This is a genomic window from Amycolatopsis sp. NPDC005003 (assembly GCF_053600695.1).
Map to the genome: position 1 here is coordinate 1 of NZ_JBSGAI010000068.1, position 17,684 is coordinate 17,684.

Sequence of the window (17,684 nt, forward strand, 5' to 3'; positions counted from 1 at the left end):
GCCATGACTCACCTCCACCGGCCAGCCTCGCGATCACCAGCTCGGATGTCCACGCGACACGGTTACCGCGTCAACGTTCCTTGATGAGGCACTAGTCGGGATTCACCAGCGCCGATTCGACAACCTGCCCGACATCGCGGAACTGGTCTCCGACATCGGCGAATACACCGGCACCCGGCGATCATCGGCTTGCGACCGCTGATCGCCTACCGACTCGGACGACAGCCGCCCTGGTCAGCTTTTCGGGTTGACCAAGGCGCCGGCCAAGGCAAGAAGAATGATCATGGCCACCGCGGCGACCACCGTCGCGGCGAAGCGCCAGATCTTGCCGACCCGCTTGCGTCCCGGAAGAAAAGCGGCCAACAGACCAGCCACGAGGCCGGCCGCCGCTACCGGCAGGAGGACGAGAGCGTTCGAGGTGCTGATCGGAAGCACCGCCGTGGCGCCGTAGAGCGCGAGAATCAGCGCCGGCATCCCGATCAGCACCCCACCGACGGCAGCGACCAGCGTGAACGTCTCCTGCGCCTGTGCGTCCCTGGCCACCGACACACTGGCAGCGGCGTCGAGCAGCTGGTGCATCACCGTCGCCTCTTCGGTCAACAGCTGATCCATCGCCTTGCACTGACGAACTCCGGCGTCGAGGATCGCAAACCACGGCTGACGACGGGCACGGCGGGCCCCGGCGCGGCGCGGCAGCGTCGGATCCTGAAGCCGCCGCTGCGCGTGGTAGGCGGCGAGGGCGCTGCGCCAGCTACCGAGACCACCACGCCAAGCCTCGGCGGCTTCGTCGCGGGCGCGGCTGACGGCTACGGTGAGCTCCACGATGTCGGCGAGAACGAACTCCAGTTCCTGCGTCCGCAACCGGCGCAGATTGGCGCCGATCACGCGTTCGAGCTCGTAGCGCATCGCACGCACCGTCTGCACCTCGTCGCGGGACGACTCGGCGATCGCCTTGGCAATCACCGTCGCACGGCCCTCCTGGTCGGCGGGGATGGCGTGCGGGTTGTCGCGCAACCACGTGACCAACAGGTCTCGCAGCCGGTCGAATCCGGAGATCATCCGCCAGCTGTGGTCGGTAGTTTCGAGCTGGTCCGCACCACGCACCCAGCGACGACGTCGCGGGGGTGGTGTGTCCGCGCTGCGCGACGCAAGCCACAACCCCTGCACCAGCGCCCGAACGACAGAGCCGCGCCGCGGATCCACCGTCACCTGGCAGCGGCCGATCACCATGAGCCGGCCCGCACCTGTATCGAGGATCGCCAGGAGCGGTGCAGTCCGGAACGCCGCCCCCTCGGACAGCGGCGCGGATTTTGCCGGTTCGGTCCGCGCAGCATCGGGCGGGATGACATCGAGATGGACGAGCACTCCTGCTTCGTGCCCGAATGGATCGCTGTCGTCTGCTCCGCAGAGGATCCTCACCAGACCCGCTTCACCCACAGTCACATCGTGACTCTATCGAGTACATCGTGACCGAACGAGGGTCTTGCCGCTCCACGCCGCCGGACCGGCGCGATGGACGTTCTTACGGCACCTCGGTTGGCGCGGGTTTCGGTGTCCCCGGTAGTAGGCGTACGTGGTCTTGGCGCCGGTGGCCATGGTCTTGGCGGTCTTGCGGAGGTAGCCGGTGCCGGGCGTCTGGTAGGACACCGAACCGCTGATCTTCAGGCCGGCCGGGTCTGCCAGTCCTGAAGTACTGAGACCGTAGACGGGATCGAGCACGGTGTCGCCGAAGGTGGTGCTCGCGGTCTTGTCCGCGACTCCGGCGGACTCCGACGCCGTCGTCGAAGTCTTCAGGCCGTACCGGGGCTTCAGCGCGGTTCCGGGAACGGGTTCCTCCGCTTTGCCCCGGGGCGACCCAGTTCAGGCCGAGTTTGGCGTAACCAACGTTGTCGTAGTAGTCGATGCGGATCTTCTTGGCCTGCCCCACCGCGCCGCTGTGGACGGTGGCTTCGCGCACCGTGGGGTTGCTGATCTGCCAGTAGTCCATGACGAGCTGATCATCGATCCACATGCGGATGCCGTCGTCGCGCCGCGGTGACACCCACGCCCGAGATGCTCGAAGAGCACCGACAACGGCCGTGCGCCGATCCGCTCGCAGGCACTCGCATGATCAGTTGTCACCCTGGGCCAGCTCAGCCGACGGCCCCGGAGGCGGCCGGCGGCGTCACCAGGCAGCGGAGGCAGGCAGTCAGGCTGCCACTTGGACAGCCGTCAAGATAGACACTAAGTCGCCCCTACTCAGGGGTAGCAAAAAAGCCCAGGTCTGTGACCTGGGCTTTGCTCCCCCGCTTGGACTCGAACCAAGAACCCTCCGGTTAACAGCCGAATGCTCTGCCAGTTGAGCTACAGGGGAATGTTGCTCACTTCCGGTGCCGGTCTCTCCGACCGACGAGAAGAACTTTAGACCATGCCCCCGGAGCCCCGTGCACCACCCCCCACTTAGCGCAACCGCCCCCGCGGCGGCGGTTTTCCTGGACAATGGACAGTCGGACGACCTAACGATGGAAGGCGTGGACGCGGATGAAGAAGTTCCTGCTGGGGGCAGGCCTGGGGTACGTACTGGGCGCCAAGGCAGGCCGGGGGCGGTACGAGCAGCTCGTGCGCACCTACCGCCGGGTCGTCGATCACCCGATGGTCCAGGGCGCCGCCGGGGTTGCGCGGGCCAAGATCGGGGAGAAGCTCAAGCGCTGACCCTGGCCACGAAGAACACCCGGCGGAACTCGAACCAGGTGACCCCGTCGGGCCGCGCCGGGTACGCGGCGTCCAGCAGGGGCGCCAGAGCGGCGCGGAACCGACCCCATTCAAGATCGGACAGCGCCGCGCGGATCGGGCGCAACGCCGTTCCGGTGATCCACTCCAGCACCGGCGACGGTCCGGTCAGGGGCTGGACGTACGTCGTTTCCCAGGCGTCGACCGCGCAACCCGCGTCGGTCAGGAGGTTCGCGTACTCCAGCGGGGCCGACACCGCGTCGTCCTCGCGCAACACCACCTCGGCCAGGCGTGGCGCCCAGGCCGGGGAGGCCGCCAGTTCGCGTGTCAGCACGTGCGAAGGCGCGTTGAAGTTGCCCGGCACCTGCACCGCCAAGTACGCACCCGCGGGCAGCGAAGAGGCCCACCGGCGCAGCAGCGCAGCGTGGTCCGGCACCCACTGCAGGACGGCGTTCGACACCACGACGTCGGTGTCGGGCGCCGGCGTCCAGTCGCGGACGTCCAGCAACGCCGCGTCGAGGCCGCGCTCCCGGGCCGCTGTCACCATTTCGGGTGAACTATCGCTGCACTCCAGCGTCGCCGTGGGCCAGCGGTCGCGGAGGGACACCGTCAGGTTGCCCGGGCCGCAACCCAGGTCAACGACGCGCCGCGGCGACGAGGCACCGATGCGCGAGATCAGGTCGTAGAACGGCCGGGCCCGCAGGTCGGCGTAGTCGAGGTACTTGCCCGGATCCCACATGACGGCCTCCCAGATAACAGTACGCCCGTACTGAGTACGAGCGTACTGCTACTCGGCCGGGTTGACCAGCTTCGCGGCGGCCTGCTCGGCGATGGCCTCGACCAGGGCGGCGTCGGTGCCGGGGTCCGGCCGGACCTGCAGCACGGTGCCGTCGCGGCCGGGCACCTTGCGCTGGACGAACCACGCTCCCCCGGCGCCGATCTCCTGCCGGTGCCGCGAGCGGATCGAGCCCTCGACGCGCTGGTAGGCCTCGCGCGGCACCTTGCCCGGCGACGGCAGCCGGAACCGCACCGGCGGGAGGTCGGCCAGCACGACCGCTGCGCCCGCCGTCCCGACCTCGGACGACTCCGTCAGCGTGAAGACACCGTCCGCCCAGGCCGCCTTGCCGATCAGGTGCCAGCCCACGCGGCGCGCCCCGCCGCCGTCAACCGGGATCCACAGGCCCAGCGCCGTCACGACCAGGTGCCCGCCGCCCTCGACGGGCGTGCTGTCCACGACGTCTTCGCCAGGCGCCAAGACTCCCGCGAACCCGGCGGGCGTGCGGTCGCCCAGCAACCGGCGCAGCAGGTTCATCTCAGCCCCACGCGCCGGCGGCGGCCTGCTCGCCCAGCGACTTCTTGTACTGCTCCAGCGCGACGAGATCGCCGAACAGCGCGCGGTAGTCGTCCGGCGCTTCGACCGGCGACAGCCGCTGCAGCTTGCCCTTGATCTCCGCGATCTGCCGCCCGACGAGCCCCTCCTGCAACCGGGCGAGGATCGACGAGATGTACCGCGAGTCGACCTCGTCCTTGGCCTGCAACGGTTCCACGGCCAGCTCGGACAGCACCCGCCGGACCGTCCCTTCCGGACAGTGGGGGGCGGCCGCGTCCAGCAGCGCCGGCCCGGTCAGCCCCGAACCCGCGCCACCGGCCTTCAGCACGGCTTCATGCACGGCCACGTACACCGGGTGCGTGAACGCCTCCAGCGGCAGCGCGTCGTACTCCGGCCCGGCGATCGCGGGCTGCTGCAGCGCCGCCTTCAGTGCCTCGCGCTGCACGGCGAACCGCGGGTCCTTCGGGGCCGGCCGGGCGACGTCCTGCGTCGGGGCGGCCGGCGCCGCCTGGGACCGCGCCGGCTGCCGCAGCGGCGCCCCGCCGCGCTTGTCCGTCGCGCCCGCGCTGCCGCGGACGCGGTTGACCACCTGGGCGACGTCCTGCCAGCCCACCCACCAGGCGAGCTTCGACGCGTAGCCGTCACGCGCCGCGCGGTCCTTGATCGACGCCACCATCGGCACGGTCTTCTGCAGCGCCGCGACCTGCCCGTCGACCGAGTCGAGGTCGTAGTTCTTGAGCGTGCTGCGGATGACGAACTCGAACAGCGGCGTCCGCCGCGCGACCAGGTCCTTCACCGCGCTGTCGCCCTTGGCCAGCCGCAGCTCGCACGGGTCCATCCCGTCCGGCGCCACCGCGATGTACGTCTGGCCGGCGAACGTCTGGTCGCCCTCGAAGGCCTTCAGCGCCGCCTTCTGGCCCGCTTCGTCGCCGTCGAAGGTGAAGATGACTTCGCCGCGGAAGGCGTCGTCGTCCATCATCAGCCGGCGCAGCACCTTCATGTGGTCTTCGCCGAACGCCGTGCCCGACGACGCCACCGCCGTCGGCACGCCCGCCGCGTGCATCGCCATCACGTCGGTGTAGCCCTCGACCACGACCACCTGGTGCCGCTTCGCGATCTCCCGCTTGGCCAGGTCGAGGCCGAACATGACCTGGGACTTCTTGTAGATCGGCGACTCGGCGGTGTTGAGGTACTTCGCCGAGATCCGGTCGTCTTCGAACAGCCGGCGCGCGCCGAAGCCGACGACGTCGTTGCCGACGTCGCGGATCGGCCAGACCAGCCGCCGGTGGAAGCGGTCCATCGGGCCGCGCTGGCCCTCCTTGGACAGCCCCGCGGTGAGCAGTTCCTTGACCTCGAAACCGCGGTTGAGCAGGAACTTCGTCAGCTTGTCCCAGCCGCCGGGCGCGTACCCGCAGCCGAACGTCTTCGCCATCGACGCGTCGAACCCGCGCTCGGACAGGAAGTCCCGCGCCGGGCGCGCCTCGTCGGTGACCAGCTGCTCGGCGTAGAACTCCTGGGCCAGGCGGTGGGCCTCGACCAGCCGGGTGCGGCTGCCGCGATCGCGCTGGATCGTCGCGCCGCCGCCCTCGTAGGTGAGCCGGATGCCGACCCGGTCGGCCAGCCGCTCGACGGCCTCCACGAACGAGATCAGGTCGATCTTCTGGATGAACTTGATGACGTCGCCGCCCTCGCCACAGCCGAAGCAGTGGAAGGTGCCGTGCGTCGGGCGGACGTTGAACGACGGGGTCTTCTCGTTGTGGAACGGGCAGAGGCCCTTCAGGCTGCCCCCGCCGGCGCGGCGCAGCGCCACGTACTCCCCGACGACCTCGTCGATCCGGTTCCGCTCGCGCACCTCCGCGATGTCGCTCTCCCGAATCCGTCCTGCCACGTCACCCACTCTAGCTTTGCCGTTTGCGGCACACTCGGGGCATGGCCTCCACGCCCACCGCCCAGGACACGCTCGCCGCGGAGTTCGCCGCGCACCGCAGCCACCTGATCGGGGTGGCCTACCGGCTGACCGGCACCCGCGCCGACGCCGAAGACGCCGTCCAGGAGTCCTGGTTCCGGCTGGCCGGCCTGGACGACGCCGGCCGCGCGGCGATCCGCGACCTGCGGGCCTGGCTGACCACGGTCGTCGGCCGGATCTGCCTCGACCGGCTCAAGTCGGCCGCCGCGCAGCGGGAGAAGTACGTGGGCAACTGGCTGCCGGAGCCGGTGGTGACGCCGTTCGGGCGGCCGGTGAGCGAGGACCCCCTGGACGTCGCCGTGCGCGACGACGGCCTGCGGATGGCCGCGCTCGTCGTCCTCGACAAGCTGACGCCGGAGCAGCGCGTCGCGTTCGTGCTGCACGACGCCTTTTCGGTGCCCTTCGCGGAGATCGCCGCCGCACTCGGCGTTTCGGCCGACGCCGCGCGCCAGTACGCCTCCCGCGGCCGCAAGGCCCTCGCCGACGCCGACCCGGCGCCCCGCGTCCCGCTGGAGGACCAGGCGAAGGTCCTCGAGAAGTTCGTGATCGCCCTGCAGCAGGGCGACGTCCGGGCGATGACCGAGCTGCTCGCCCCGGACGTCGTGCTCATCGGCGACTCGAACGGCAAGGGCCGGACCACGCGCCAGCTCATCGTCGGCGCGGACAAGATCGCCCGGTTCTTCGTGGGCCTCACGCGGAAGTACCCGTCCGGGGTGCTCACCAGCGGCACGCCGGTGCTGGTCAACGGCGACCTGGGCGTGTACCTCGCTCCGCAACCGGCCCGCGACGGCCTGCTCGCGCTCGACGAGCACGTGCAGGCGATGACCGTCCGCGACGGCAAGATCGTGGCGATCTACGACGTCGTCAACCCGGACAAGCTGGCCCGCATCACGCGTCCCGGCGAAGAGCACTCGTGATCCCGGCGGCCAGCAGGACGGCGGCGAAGGCCCCGAAGTAGGCCAGCGCCCAGCCCGGGCCCAGCGGCGAATCGGACAGGACCGTGGCGTTGCCGCCGTCCCGCCCTGCGTTGGCCTCGCCGCTGCCGCTGAGGAATTTCGTGACGGCGTTCAGCGGCAGCCACCGGTGGATCGCCTGGCCGGCCCGCGGGATCAGCAGGACGACGTTCTCGGCCATCAGCGGGTAGGCGACGAGCAGCGCGACCGCGCCGGCGGTGTGCCGCAGGAGCAGGCCCACGCCGACCCCGCACACGGCGGCCAGCGCGAACACCGGGCCGGTGCCGGCGACGATCCGCCAGTCCGCGGCGCTGTCCAGGGCCAGGTCGGCGTCCGGCGCGAGGACCCGGGCCACCAGCCAAGCCGTGAACGCGGCGACCTCGCCGAGCAGGAACGCGTACCCGGCGACGAGCGCGGCCTTGGCCAGCAGCACCGGCGTCCGGCTCGGCACGGCCTGGAAAGTGCCGTGGATCGTGCCGGAGTGGTACTCGCTGGTCACGGTGAGCGCGGCCAGCACCAGCACGGCGACCAGGGCGAGCTGGTAGCCGGCCTGCGTGCTCGCGACCGTGGGCGGCAGGTGGGCTTCGCCGGCGCTGAGCGCCGCGATCGCGGCCGGGAAAGCCAGCGCGACCAGGGTGAAGAGGCCACACACCCAGGGTGTGGCGATGCTGAAGAGCTTGATCCGTTCACTGGCGACGAGGTGCATGCGCAGAACGGTCCCGCGGCGGACCCCGGCGGCGCGTCCCACCGGGGTCGGGTTCGCGGCCTCCTACGGGAGCGGGACCCGGCACGCGTCGCCGGAGGTGAACCCCTGGTCGACGATGCCGAGCGCGCTGTTCATCCGGGCGCGGGAGTTCTCCAGCGCGATCTGGTAGGTCAGCTCGAGGACGCCGTCGCGACCGAACTCGCGCTCGAGCTCGGCGACCTGCTCGTCGGTCACCGTCACCTGGTCCCCGGACATCGCGTCGGCGTAGGCGAGCGCGAGCCGCTCCTGGCGGCTGAAGGCGGGCGAGGTGGCGTAGTCGTCGATCTTCGTGAGCCGCTCGATGTCGAGGCCGTCGTGCTTCTGCAGCATGGTGCCGAAGTCGACGCACCAGGAGCAGCCGATCCGGGTCGCGACCCGGTAGACGGCGAGCTCCCGCACGTTCGCCGGGACCTTCTTCGACGCCCGCTCGGCCAGCAGCTCGTGCACCACGGACGCCCGCAGCAGCCCGGGGTGGTGCGCGGTGACGGCCATCGGCTCGGGCACCGCGCCGAAGCGGCGGCCGGCGATCCGGTAGACGAGCTTCAGGAAGAGCCCGGCCTCGGACGTCTTCTTGGCGGGGATGCGCGGCATTTCGGTCTCCTTCGTTCTCGGTCCTACGAGCTGGACGAGACGGCCTCCGCAGACGTGACACCCGGCGCCGTGAGCCACGCCACCAGCATCGTCACGGCCGCCGCTGCGAACACGACCGTGAGGCCCGGCGCGCCCAGGCCGCCGGTGGTGGCGAGCGCGAGCCAGCCGAACACCGCCGCCCCCGCCAGGCCGCCGGCCTGCCGGGCGAAGGTCAGCGACCCCAGCGTGACGCCCAGCAGGGCCCGGTCGGCCCGCGTCTGGCCGAGGACGGTGTAGGCGGACGTGCAGACGGCGAAGGCCGCGCCGATGGCGAACAAGCCCGGGGCGAGCAGCCACGGTGGGCCGTCGAACGCGGCGGCGACGGCGATCGCGGCGAGTCCGGCGGCGCCGAGCGCGCAACCGGACCGGCCCCACGCCGTCATGCCGGGGTGGCGCCGGGCCAGCGCGGCGAAGGACGTCGACAGGACGAGCTGACCCGCGGTCATGGCGACGAGCAGCAGCCCGGTGCCCGCCGCGCCCGCCCCCGGAGCCGCGACCAGGGCAACGTAGGTGAAGGTGCCGTAGAGCGCGGCGCCCGCCAGGCCGTTGACCACCACCGCGCGCTTGAGGACGACGTCGGCGAACACTTTCGGCGAGATGAGCGGGCTCGGCGTGCGGCGCTGCCGCCGGACGAACAGGAAGCCGGCCACGACGGTCGCCCCGAGCAGCAGCGGCGTCCACAGTGGACTTCTTGCCAGGGCGCCGAACGTGCCGAGCGCGACGACGGCGGCGCCCGCGACGGTCAGCAGCACGCTGCCCGGGACGTCGAACCTTTCCCGGTCCTGACGCGCTTTCGCGGGCAACCCGCGCAGGCCGAGGATCAGGGCGGGCACGCTCAGCGGCAGGTTGACCAGGAAGATCCACCGCCAGCCGGGGCCGGCCGCGAGCAGCCCGCCCAGCGGCGGCCCGCCCAGGGTCGCGGCCGCGAACACCGCCGTCTGCCGGCCCTGGCGGCGCAGCAGCTCGTCGCGGTCGAACAGCTCGCCGAGCGCGCTCATCGCCGTGACGATCAGCCCGCTGCCGCCCAGGCCCTGCAGCGCGCGGGCGGCGATCAGCGAGCCGAGATCGGGCGCCGCGGCGCACCACGCGGAGGCGGCGGCGAACACGAGCACCGACAGCGCGAAGGAGATCCGGCGGCCGTACAGGTCACCGAGCCTGCCGTGCAGCGGTGTCGCGACGGTCAGGGTCAGCAGGCCGGCGGCCGTGACGGCGACGAGCCCGGTGCGGGCGTGCAGGTCGGCGCCGATGGCGGGCAGCGCCGCGGTGAGGACCAGGCCGTCCAGCTGGGCCATCGCCATGCCGAGCAACAGGCCGGCGTAGGCGAGGTTCCGAGATGCGTGCATAAAGCACACGTTATAACGTGCCTTATGCACACATCAAGCGAGGGCGGCGGCCCGGCGTTGTTCCGCCTGGTCCGCCACTGGGCGCGCCAGTGGGCACCGGACGTCGTGCAGCGCTTCGACGACGGCGCACCACCGTCGTGGACGGTGCCGAATCTGTTCGTCATCCAGGCGGTCGACGGCACGACCGGCGAGGAGGTCACAGTCGCGGACGTGGCACGCCAGCTGGGCATCGACCGCTCGGTGGCCAGCCGGATGGTGGCCGAAGCAGCGCGAGACGGGTTCGTCGTGCGCTCGACGTCGACCCGCGACGCGCGTCGGGCGGCGCTGACGCTGACTGACGCCGCGAAGGAGTTCCTCGAGGCTTCGCAGACCCACCAGCGTCAGGCGTTCGAAGCACTGGTGGGCCATTGGGCGGAGGAGGACCGCGAACGGTTCGCCGGCTACCTGAGCAGGCTCGCGGACGAAGTGCTCGGCTGAGCCGCTACTCCCCCGTACTGCCGTCGATCGACTCGCGGACCAGATCGGCGTGGCCGTTGTGGCGGGAGTACTCCTCGACCATGTGCACCAGGATCCAGCGCAGGCTCGGCGTGCTGCCGTCCCGCCGGGGACGCCGGGCCCGCTGCCCCAGGTCACCTGCCGCCAGTGCTTCCTTCGTCGCCGCTCGTGCGCGCTCGACCGCGGCCGCCCAGAGTTCGCGCAGCTGTTCCGGAGTGTCGTGCGCGGCGGAATCCCAGTCCCAGTCCGGGGTCGCCGTCCAGTCGACCGCGTCGAACGGGGCCATCCGGTCCCGGCCGAGCAGGACGTGGGAGAACCAGTGGTCCTCCACGTACGCCAGGTGCTTGAGCAGCCCGCCGAGCGTCATCGTGGACGGCGGGTGGGTCGCGCACAGCCCCGCCTCGTCCAGGCCGGCGCACTTCCAGGCCAGCGTCGCGCGGTGGAAGTCGAGGAAGCCCAGCAGCGTGGTGGCTTCGTCACCGTCGAGGGGTGGTTCGGGCCGGCCCTGTTCGTCCACAGTGGTCATCGTACTCACGCCGTCATCGGGCGGACGTCCCAGATCCACACCCCGCCGACGAACTCCGCGGGCTTCCGCAGCAGCAGTTCCACAGTGGACTTCAGCGCTTCCTGGTTCTGCCGCGGCCCGACCACGAGCACGTCCGCGTTCCAGGCGCGCAGGTCCGCGAGCGCCTGGGTGCGGTCGGCCTCGGTGACCTCCGCCGCCTGGCCGGTGCGCTCGACCTGCGCGAACAGGTCCGACGTCGGCAGCGGGACGGCGCCGTAGCGGCCGCGCCGGTCGTCCGGGGAGGTGGGGCCGACGAAGTAGCCCTCCGGCATCGGGTAGCCGAGACCCGCGTCGACCTGCCAGTGCAGCGGCTCGGCCTCCCCGGTGCTCGGCAGCGGCACCGGCACCAGCGAGCCGCCCGGGGCGACGTACTGGCGCCAGATGCCGTCGGCGAAGAACGGCGGCGAGAGCGGGCGCTGGTGCGTCACCAGCTCCGTCGGGGCGATCGGCAGCAGCACCGCCACCACCGCGCCGATCCAGATCATCCGCAGCGGGAACGCGGGTTTGCCGTCGAGCGGCGCCGGCTGCTGGGCCGCCGCCGTCCAGACGCGGTGCGTGGCGATCGCGAGGAGCGCACCCACCACCGGGATGCAGCCCATCGCGAGCCGGGACTCGAGCACGGAGTCGAGCAGCGGCAGCTGGCCCAGCCACTTCCAGGGGCCGGCGATGCCGGTGTCGTCGTGCGCCACGGTGATCTCGACGCCCAGCGAGAGCAGGGCCATCACGTACATCGTGATGGCAAGGGCCCGCGAAACGACGTCGCGCCACAGCCAGATCGTCAGCACCACCATGAGCACGATCAGCGGCCAGCCGAAGAACGCGTTCTCCTCGGTGCGGTTCATCGACACGTCCGCGGCCGCCTCCGGCGCGCCGGCGATCGACTGCGTCGCGAAGCGCGTGAAGGCCGCGGTGTCGTTGCCCGCCGGGCCGTGCAGCAGCGAGTGGAAGCTCTGCGGGCCGAAGAACTGCCAGTACAGCGGGAATCCGGCGATCAGCAGGGCGACGACCGCGCCGATGCCGATCCCCTTGCCCAGCGGCGCCAGCATGCCGCGGAGCTCCGCGCGGTGCGGGATCAGGTAGGCGACGGCGAACACGAGGAAAGTGAGCGCGAAGATCGCCAGGGGCTCTTCGCCGAGCAGGATCTGCCACGCGACGAGCAGCCCGAGCACGACGCCGTTGCGGACCGGGCGTTCGTTGTGCGCGATCTGGATCGACTTGAGCGCGATGAACGGCAGCACGAACAGCACGACGAAGTTCGGGTGCGCGTTGCCGTGCGAGATCATCGGCGGCGCGAAGCCGCAGAACGCGCCGCCGATCGCGGCCGCCGTCCGGTTCGGCACCAGGTGGCGGGAGAACACCCAGTACCAGCCGGTCGCGGTGCCGGCGAGCCCGGCGGTGAGCACGATCGCCCAGGTGAGCGTCGCGCCGAAGGTGAGCGTGAGGGGGGCCAGCGGGACGTTCAGGCCGAACATCGCCGCGTTCGCCGCCATGTTGACGCCGCGGGGGTAGTTCTGCAGGTCCGTGGTGAAGGGGTTCTGGAAGTGCAGGACGGCCTTGGCGACGACCGTCGAGTACCACTCCCACTGGCTCTGGTCGGCGCCGCCGTTCCAGAGGTAGCCGCGCTTGAGGTCGAACCACAGCCCGTTGTAGAGCAGGACCGTGAACAGCAGGAAGCCGCCGGCGATCGCGGAATCCGGCCACGCCCAGCGCTTCGGGCCTTCGGGCGGTTCGGGAGCGGGCGGCACCAGCTCGGGGACGGCTTCGGACTTCAAGCTCACGGTTCGACCACCCTGGCGAGGAAGTAGAGCGCCCCGGTGCCGGCGTGCCGGACCAGCAGCAGGAACGGCCGGTCGACCGTGACGGCGACCGGGTCGGCGATCATCATCGAGGTGAGGCGCATGACCAGCGCGGTGGCGGCGGCCCCCTCGAAGCCCTGCTCGTCGACGCGCAGCACGGCCTGGTGCAGCACCTCGGAGACCGTCAGCCGCGGATCCGGCGAGAGCCCGGTCAGGTCGGCCCGGTCGGTGAACAGCGTATGCACGCCGAGGCCGCGCAGTACGCCGGAGAGCTTGCTGCGCACGTCGAGCGAGATCTTGGGGAGCGAGAGCTCGACCCGCTTGGAGCGGATCTTGCCGAGCAGGCTCGTCAGGGATGCCTGGTCGAGCCCGGGTTCCGCCTCGGCGAGGTCGCCGTCGGGCAGCAGCACGACGGCCTGCAGGCCACCGGCCCCGGCCAGCTGCACCGCCTGCCAGCCACCGGCGTGCGCGTAACCGACGCTTTCGCTGAGCCACATGGTCGGTACGTCCCGGGTGCCGGAGGGTGCGTGGAACGGCGCGTCGCTGGTGTTGGCCTCGCGGAACGGCAGTTTCCACGCGGCCTTCAGGTAGAGCGCGTTGACGAGCACGGCGGCGACGTCGGCGTCGATCGAATCGGGCGGCAGCAGGTGCGGGATCAGCCCGCGCGTGGTGCGCTCGACGTCGTCGTTGATGAGGGCGCGAGCGGCTTCGGGTTCCTTTTCGAAGGGCGCGCTCGCGACGGCGGCCCCGGGCCACCCGGCGAGCTCGGCCTTGAAGGAGTCTTCGAGCGGGAGCCGGTCGTCGGCCCACAGCGTGTTGGCGACGGCCAGCTCGGCCTGCTCGTCTCCGACGAGGTCGGCGGCCTCCCGCAGCAGCACCGTCTGCCGGTCCGGGTCCCCGAGCAGGGCGACGAGCTCCTCCCGGGTCTCGCCCCGGGCGGCGTGCGCGGCGAGGGTCAGCGCACTGGCCACCGAATACGGCGAGAAGCAGGTGTTCCCGCCCTCGGCACCGAGGGCCGCGTGGACGGCGAGCGCGAACCGGAGGTGGCTGTCCGTGGCCATGCGGGCGAGACTACCGGAACGCGGACCCCCACCGGCCGCCCACGCGCAACTCCACCCGAGGAGGACGAATCCGGCGAAAGTTTCGCGGCACCGGCCGTGCGCCGACCGGCATTTCACGTGTCCAGGCAGGCATCACGCGTGTCTGAGCGGGCATCACCCCGATGCCCCGCCAATCACGCGTGATGCCCCTTCGATCACGGGCGATGCCCTTCCGATCACGGGTGATGCCTCTCCGGTCACGGCTCAGCGGTGGAGGCGGGTCACGTGCCAGGAGTACCAGACGTGGGCCTGGGCGTCGGTGAGGGAGGCGACCTGGTCGACCACCACGCGGAGCAGGGCGGCGTCGTCCGCCGCCGCGTTCCAGGCCGGGACGAACAGCGGGTCGAGGGACTCCGGGGCCCGGCGGGCCAGGGCGTGGACCAGCTCGATCAGCAGCTCGCGCTGGCCCTCCTGCATCGCCAGCCGCCGCCGGTCGCTCATCACGTACCGCAGGGCCAGCGCCTTCAGCAGGGCCACCTCCGCCGCCACCTGCTCCGGGACGCACAAGCCGGCCCCGTAGCGGCTCAGCGGCCCCTCGCCGAACTTCTCGCGCGTGCCGGTGACCGCCGCCGTCGTGAAGCGGCCCACCAGCTCGCTCGTCAGCCGCTTCAACGCGACCTGGGCGCCCGGTGACCCGTCCGGCTCGGCCGACACGAGCGCCGCCACCGCCGGCAGCGCCAGCAGTTCCGCCGCCGCATCCTCCAAAGTGGACACCGACTGCGCGGAAAAGTGCTTGGCGGCGGCCTCCGCGACGGCCGCGCGCTCGTCCGGGTGGGCGAGCACGCGCAGCTTGATCCGGCCGGCCAGCACGCCGTCTTCGACGTCGTGCACCGAGTACGCGACGTCGTCCGCCCAGTCCATGATCTGGGCCTCGAGGCACCGCTGCTCGGCCGGCGCCCCCGCGCGGAACCACTCGAACACTCCGGCGTCGTCGCCGTACACGCCGTACTTCACCTGCCCCGGCCGGCGCGGCCACGGGTACTTCGTGGTCGCGTCCAGGCACGCGCGGGTCAGGTTGAGCCCCACCGGGTCACCCTCGGCGGAAAGCAGCTTGGGCTCCAGCCGGGTGAGGATGCGCAACGTCTGCGCGTTGCCCTCGAACCCGCCGCAGGCCGCGGCCACCTCGTCGAGCGCGCGCTCGCCGTTGTGCCCGAACGGCGGGTGCCCGATGTCGTGCGCCAGCCCCGCGGTGTCGACCAGGTCCGGGTCGGCGCCCAGCTCGTCGGCGATGCCGCGGCCGATCTGGGCGACCTCCAAGGAGTGCGTCAGCCGGGTGCGCGGGACGCCGGTGACCTCGGCGCCCTCCCCCGGCCCGACCACCTGGGTCTTGCCGGCCAGCCGCCGCAGCGCCGCGGAGTGCAGCACCCGGGCCCGGTCGCGGGAGAACGCGCTGCGCCCGTCCGCCCGGGCACCGGGCAGCGCCGCGCCCTTGGCCGGCTCCGGCAGCAGGCGGGCGGTGTCGTGCTCGGTGTAGTCCACGTGACCAGCCTAAACGCGACCACCGACATTCTTCGGGGGCTCGGGTGGCGAAGCCCCCGATGGCACCGACGAAGCTCAGCCGAGGAAAGTGGCGAACAGGTCGTCCGCGGGCGTCTTCGTCAGCCGGTAGTACAGCAGCGCCCCCGTCTCGCGGACGATGTACCGCACCTGGGTGACGCGCTCCTGGACGATCGGCCCGCTGTGCGTCGGCGCGGTCCAGGCCTCCAGGCCCAGGTCGCCGGCCATGGTCCGGGCGCGGAAGGAGTGCCACGGGTCGCTGACCAGCACCGCCGTCCGCCAGCCGCGGGCCTCGACCTGCTGGGCGACCGCGCGCAGGCTCCGCAGCGTGTCGCTGCCTTCGCCGACGGCGAGCGTCGCCGACGACGGCACCCCGCGCCGGGTCAGCCAGAGCTGGCCGGCCCGGGCCTCGGTGAAGTTGTCCTCGGCCTTCTTGCCGCCCGCGGTGACGATCGTCTTCGCGACGCCGGTGTCGTAGAGCTGCTTGGCCTTCGCCAGCCGGGCGGCGTAGATCTCCGACGGCCTGCCGTTGTACTGCGCGGCGCCGAGCACCACGATGACGTCGGCGGGCGTCCGGTCGTTTTCGCGGGCGACCTGCCACACCCGGAACGCGGTGCCGCCGACCAGCGCCAGCAGCACGAAGACCGTGCCGAGCGCGATCCGGCGCGCCCAGCTCGCGAGCGACGGTTTGGTGCGTTCAGCGGTACCCATCGGGCCCATTCTTTCAGAAGCGGCTCAGAGCCAGCCACGCTCCTCGGCGACGCGCACCGCTTCGGCCCGCGTCCGGGCGCCGGTCTTCCCGATCGCGGCGGAGAGGTGGTTGCGGACCGTGCCTTCCGAAAGGTGCAGGGCCCGGGCGACGTCGGCCACCGTGCTGCCGTCCTTGGCCTCCCGCAGCACGTCCCGCTCCCGCCCGGTGAGCGGGCTGGCCCCGGTGGCGAGGGATTCCGCGGCCAGCGCCGGGTCGACCACCCGCAGTCCACTGTGGACCCGGCGGACGGCTTCGACGAGCTGCTCCGGCGGCGCATCCTTGACGACGAACCCGGCCGCGCCCGCCGCCATCGCGCGGGCGAGGTAGCCGGGACGGCCGAACGTCGTGCAGATGATCACCCGGCACGACGGCAGCGCGGCCCGCAGGTCGGCCGCGGCTTCGAGGCCGTCCTTGCCCGGCATCTGGACGTCCAGCAGGGCGACGTCGGGCTTCGCCTCGCGGGCGGCGGCCACCACCTCGTCGCCGGAGCCGACCTGCCCGACCACTTCGATGTCGTGCTCGAGGCCCAGCACGGTGGCCAGCGCCCCGCGGACCATGGCCTGGTCGTCGGCCAGCAGCACCCGGATCAAGCGAGTCCTCCCGCGGGTTCGGCGCGCACGGCCGGGGTGGCCGGGCGCGGTTCGGACGGTGGGATCTTCGGGACCTCGGCCCGCACGGTCAATCCTCCCCCGGGCCGGACCGACGTCCGCAGCGTGCCCCCGACCGCGGCCAGCCGCTCGGTCAGCCCGCGCAGGCCGTTGCCCGCGACGACGTCGGTGGCGGTGCCGTCGTCCTCGATCTCCAGCCAGGTGTCGCCCAGCTTCACCCGCACCCGCTTGGCCCCGGAGTGCCGCAGCACGTTCGTCACGGCTTCCCGCAGCACGTAGCCGAAGACGGGCTGGAACTCCGGCCGGACGTTGTCGACGGCGTGCGGCAGGTCGGCGTCGATCTCCGCGGCCCGCAGCGCCGCCCGGGCGCCGACGAGCTCCGCGGACAGCGACACCTCGCGGTTCGCCGACACGGTCGCGCGGACGTCCGAGAGCGCGCTGCGGGTGAGGCTCTCGACCTCGTGGATCTCCTCGACCGCCCGCGGGATGTCGCCGGAGCTTTCCAGCACCCGCCGGGCCAGCCCCGCCTTGACGGTGATCGTGGTGAGGCTGTGGCCGAGCAGGTCGTGCAGGTCGCGGGCCAGCCGCTCCCGCTCGTTCGCCACGGCGAGGGTGGCGATCTCCTCGTTCGCGCGTTCCAGCCGCCGGACCGCGCGGACGAGGTTGGCCATGAAGAACATCGCCAGCGTGATCGAGCCGACCGTGATCAGGTCGCCGTAGCCCTCCTGGAACCGGCCCTGCGCCAGCAGGATCACCGCGCCGGCGGCCAGGGTCGACAGGTCGATGATCACCGACCAGGCCGCGGGCACCATGAACGCGACCACCGCCGTGCCGTAGAGCAGGACGAACCCGCTGCCGACGGCCCCCGCCAGCGAGGCGAGCCCCAGGACGTTCGTCGTGACGCAGAAGGCCAGCTTCACGCGGCGTTCCCGGCGGAAGAAGTAGGGGAACACCGCGTAGCACGCCGAGTAGAGGTAGACGAGCACGCCGGTGAGCACGAGCCCGGGGGTGACCGCGGGCTCGGCCAGCAGATTGCGCGTGACCGGGACGAGGAACGGCAGCAGGAAGACCACCGACATGATCGGCCAGCGCGGGCCGCCCGGCCCGCGGTCGGCGGCATCGGGCAGCGGGTCTTCCCACCACGATTCCTTGCTGTCCAGCCCGAACCGGCGCTTCGCCATCGTCGTTCCCCTCCG

Annotated in this window: 18 protein-coding genes and 1 tRNA gene; 3 read left to right on the top strand and 16 right to left on the bottom strand. The window is 71.9% G+C overall.

Going from position 1 to position 17,684, the window contains the following annotated elements; all coding sequences use genetic code 11:
• Positions 1-234: 234 nt before the first annotated feature.
• The 3 genes from ACWED2_RS44320 to ACWED2_RS44330 form a co-directional block, all read right to left on the bottom strand.
• A complete protein-coding gene (locus tag ACWED2_RS44320) occupies positions 235-1,443 on the bottom strand; it encodes a hypothetical protein (RefSeq protein WP_449696519.1) in 1,209 nt (402 codons plus the stop codon).
• 79 nt (positions 1,444-1,522) lie between these two features.
• Positions 1,523-2,011, bottom strand: a complete 489-nt coding sequence (locus ACWED2_RS44325) for a hypothetical protein (protein ID WP_449696556.1) — start codon at positions 2,009-2,011, stop codon at positions 1,523-1,525.
• Between the two features lie 269 nt (positions 2,012-2,280).
• A tRNA-Asn gene (locus ACWED2_RS44330) sits at positions 2,281-2,353 on the bottom strand.
• 167 nt (positions 2,354-2,520) lie between these two features.
• Between ACWED2_RS44330 and ACWED2_RS44335 the strand changes: the two genes are divergently transcribed.
• A complete protein-coding gene (locus ACWED2_RS44335; RefSeq protein ID WP_003097798.1) occupies positions 2,521-2,691 on the top strand; it encodes a hypothetical protein in 171 nt (56 codons plus the stop codon).
• Here ACWED2_RS44335 and ACWED2_RS44340 read toward each other — a convergent pair.
• The 3 genes from ACWED2_RS44340 to dnaG are packed head-to-tail and all read right to left on the bottom strand — an operon-like array spanning position 2,681 to position 5,936.
• Positions 2,681-3,448: a trans-aconitate 2-methyltransferase gene (locus ACWED2_RS44340; protein ID WP_449696520.1), complete on the bottom strand. Its 768-nt coding sequence runs from the start codon at positions 3,446-3,448 to the stop codon at positions 2,681-2,683. The two genes, ACWED2_RS44335 and ACWED2_RS44340, sit on opposite strands and share 11 nt — an antisense overlap.
• A gap of 48 nt (positions 3,449-3,496) precedes the next feature.
• Entirely contained in the window at positions 3,497-4,021 is a 525-nt protein-coding gene (locus ACWED2_RS44345; protein ID WP_449696521.1) for a hypothetical protein, read from the bottom strand.
• Between the two features lies 1 nt (position 4,022).
• Positions 4,023-5,936, bottom strand: coding sequence for a DNA primase (dnaG, locus tag ACWED2_RS44350; RefSeq protein ID WP_449696522.1), 1,914 nt, complete (start codon positions 5,934-5,936; stop codon positions 4,023-4,025).
• Between the two features lie 32 nt (positions 5,937-5,968).
• Here dnaG and ACWED2_RS44355 point away from each other — a divergent pair, with 32 nt between their 5' ends.
• The gene (locus tag ACWED2_RS44355; protein ID WP_449696523.1) at positions 5,969-6,922 is read left to right on the top strand and encodes a sigma-70 family RNA polymerase sigma factor; all 954 of its coding nucleotides are present in this window, start codon (positions 5,969-5,971) and stop codon (positions 6,920-6,922) included.
• Here the strand turns inward: ACWED2_RS44355 and ACWED2_RS44360 are convergent.
• The 3 genes from ACWED2_RS44360 to ACWED2_RS44370 all read right to left on the bottom strand — a co-directional run bounded on the left by ACWED2_RS44360 (position 6,894) and on the right by ACWED2_RS44370 (position 9,676).
• A complete protein-coding gene (locus tag ACWED2_RS44360; RefSeq protein WP_449696524.1) occupies positions 6,894-7,664 on the bottom strand; it encodes a hypothetical protein in 771 nt (256 codons plus the stop codon). The genes ACWED2_RS44355 and ACWED2_RS44360 overlap by 29 nt on opposite strands.
• Positions 7,665-7,727: 63 nt before the next feature.
• The gene (locus ACWED2_RS44365; protein WP_449696525.1) at positions 7,728-8,294 is read right to left on the bottom strand and encodes a carboxymuconolactone decarboxylase family protein; all 567 of its coding nucleotides are present in this window, start codon (positions 8,292-8,294) and stop codon (positions 7,728-7,730) included.
• 23 nt (positions 8,295-8,317) lie between these two features.
• A complete protein-coding gene (locus ACWED2_RS44370) occupies positions 8,318-9,676 on the bottom strand; it encodes an MFS transporter (protein WP_449696526.1) in 1,359 nt (452 codons plus the stop codon).
• A gap of 24 nt (positions 9,677-9,700) precedes the next feature.
• Between ACWED2_RS44370 and ACWED2_RS44375 the strand changes: the two genes are divergently transcribed.
• On the top strand, positions 9,701-10,153 hold the full coding sequence (locus ACWED2_RS44375; protein ID WP_449696527.1) for a MarR family winged helix-turn-helix transcriptional regulator: 453 nt from the start codon (positions 9,701-9,703) through the stop codon (positions 10,151-10,153).
• 4 nt (positions 10,154-10,157) lie between these two features.
• Here ACWED2_RS44375 and ACWED2_RS44380 read toward each other — a convergent pair whose 3' ends face one another.
• The 7 genes from ACWED2_RS44380 to ACWED2_RS44410 form a co-directional block, all read right to left on the bottom strand.
• Positions 10,158-10,697: a DinB family protein gene (locus ACWED2_RS44380; RefSeq protein WP_449696528.1), complete on the bottom strand. Its 540-nt coding sequence runs from the start codon at positions 10,695-10,697 to the stop codon at positions 10,158-10,160.
• 5 nt (positions 10,698-10,702) lie between these two features.
• The gene (locus tag ACWED2_RS44385) at positions 10,703-12,514 is read right to left on the bottom strand and encodes a glycosyl transferase (protein ID WP_449696529.1); all 1,812 of its coding nucleotides are present in this window, start codon (positions 12,512-12,514) and stop codon (positions 10,703-10,705) included.
• On the bottom strand, positions 12,511-13,593 hold the full coding sequence (locus ACWED2_RS44390; RefSeq protein WP_449696530.1) for a serpin family protein: 1,083 nt from the start codon (positions 13,591-13,593) through the stop codon (positions 12,511-12,513). Before ACWED2_RS44390 ends, ACWED2_RS44385 begins: the two co-directional genes overlap by 4 nt.
• A 243-nt stretch (positions 13,594-13,836) precedes the next feature.
• A complete protein-coding gene (locus ACWED2_RS44395) occupies positions 13,837-15,111 on the bottom strand; it encodes a deoxyguanosinetriphosphate triphosphohydrolase (protein ID WP_449696531.1) in 1,275 nt (424 codons plus the stop codon).
• 75 nt (positions 15,112-15,186) lie between these two features.
• Positions 15,187-15,840, bottom strand: a complete 654-nt coding sequence (locus ACWED2_RS44400; protein ID WP_449696532.1) for a YdcF family protein — start codon at positions 15,838-15,840, stop codon at positions 15,187-15,189.
• A 24-nt stretch (positions 15,841-15,864) separates the two neighbouring features.
• A complete protein-coding gene (locus tag ACWED2_RS44405; RefSeq protein WP_449696533.1) occupies positions 15,865-16,470 on the bottom strand; it encodes a response regulator transcription factor in 606 nt (201 codons plus the stop codon).
• A complete protein-coding gene (locus ACWED2_RS44410; RefSeq protein WP_449696534.1) occupies positions 16,467-17,669 on the bottom strand; it encodes a sensor histidine kinase in 1,203 nt (400 codons plus the stop codon). Before ACWED2_RS44410 ends, ACWED2_RS44405 begins: the two co-directional genes overlap by 4 nt.
• Positions 17,670-17,684: the final 15 nt, after the last annotated feature.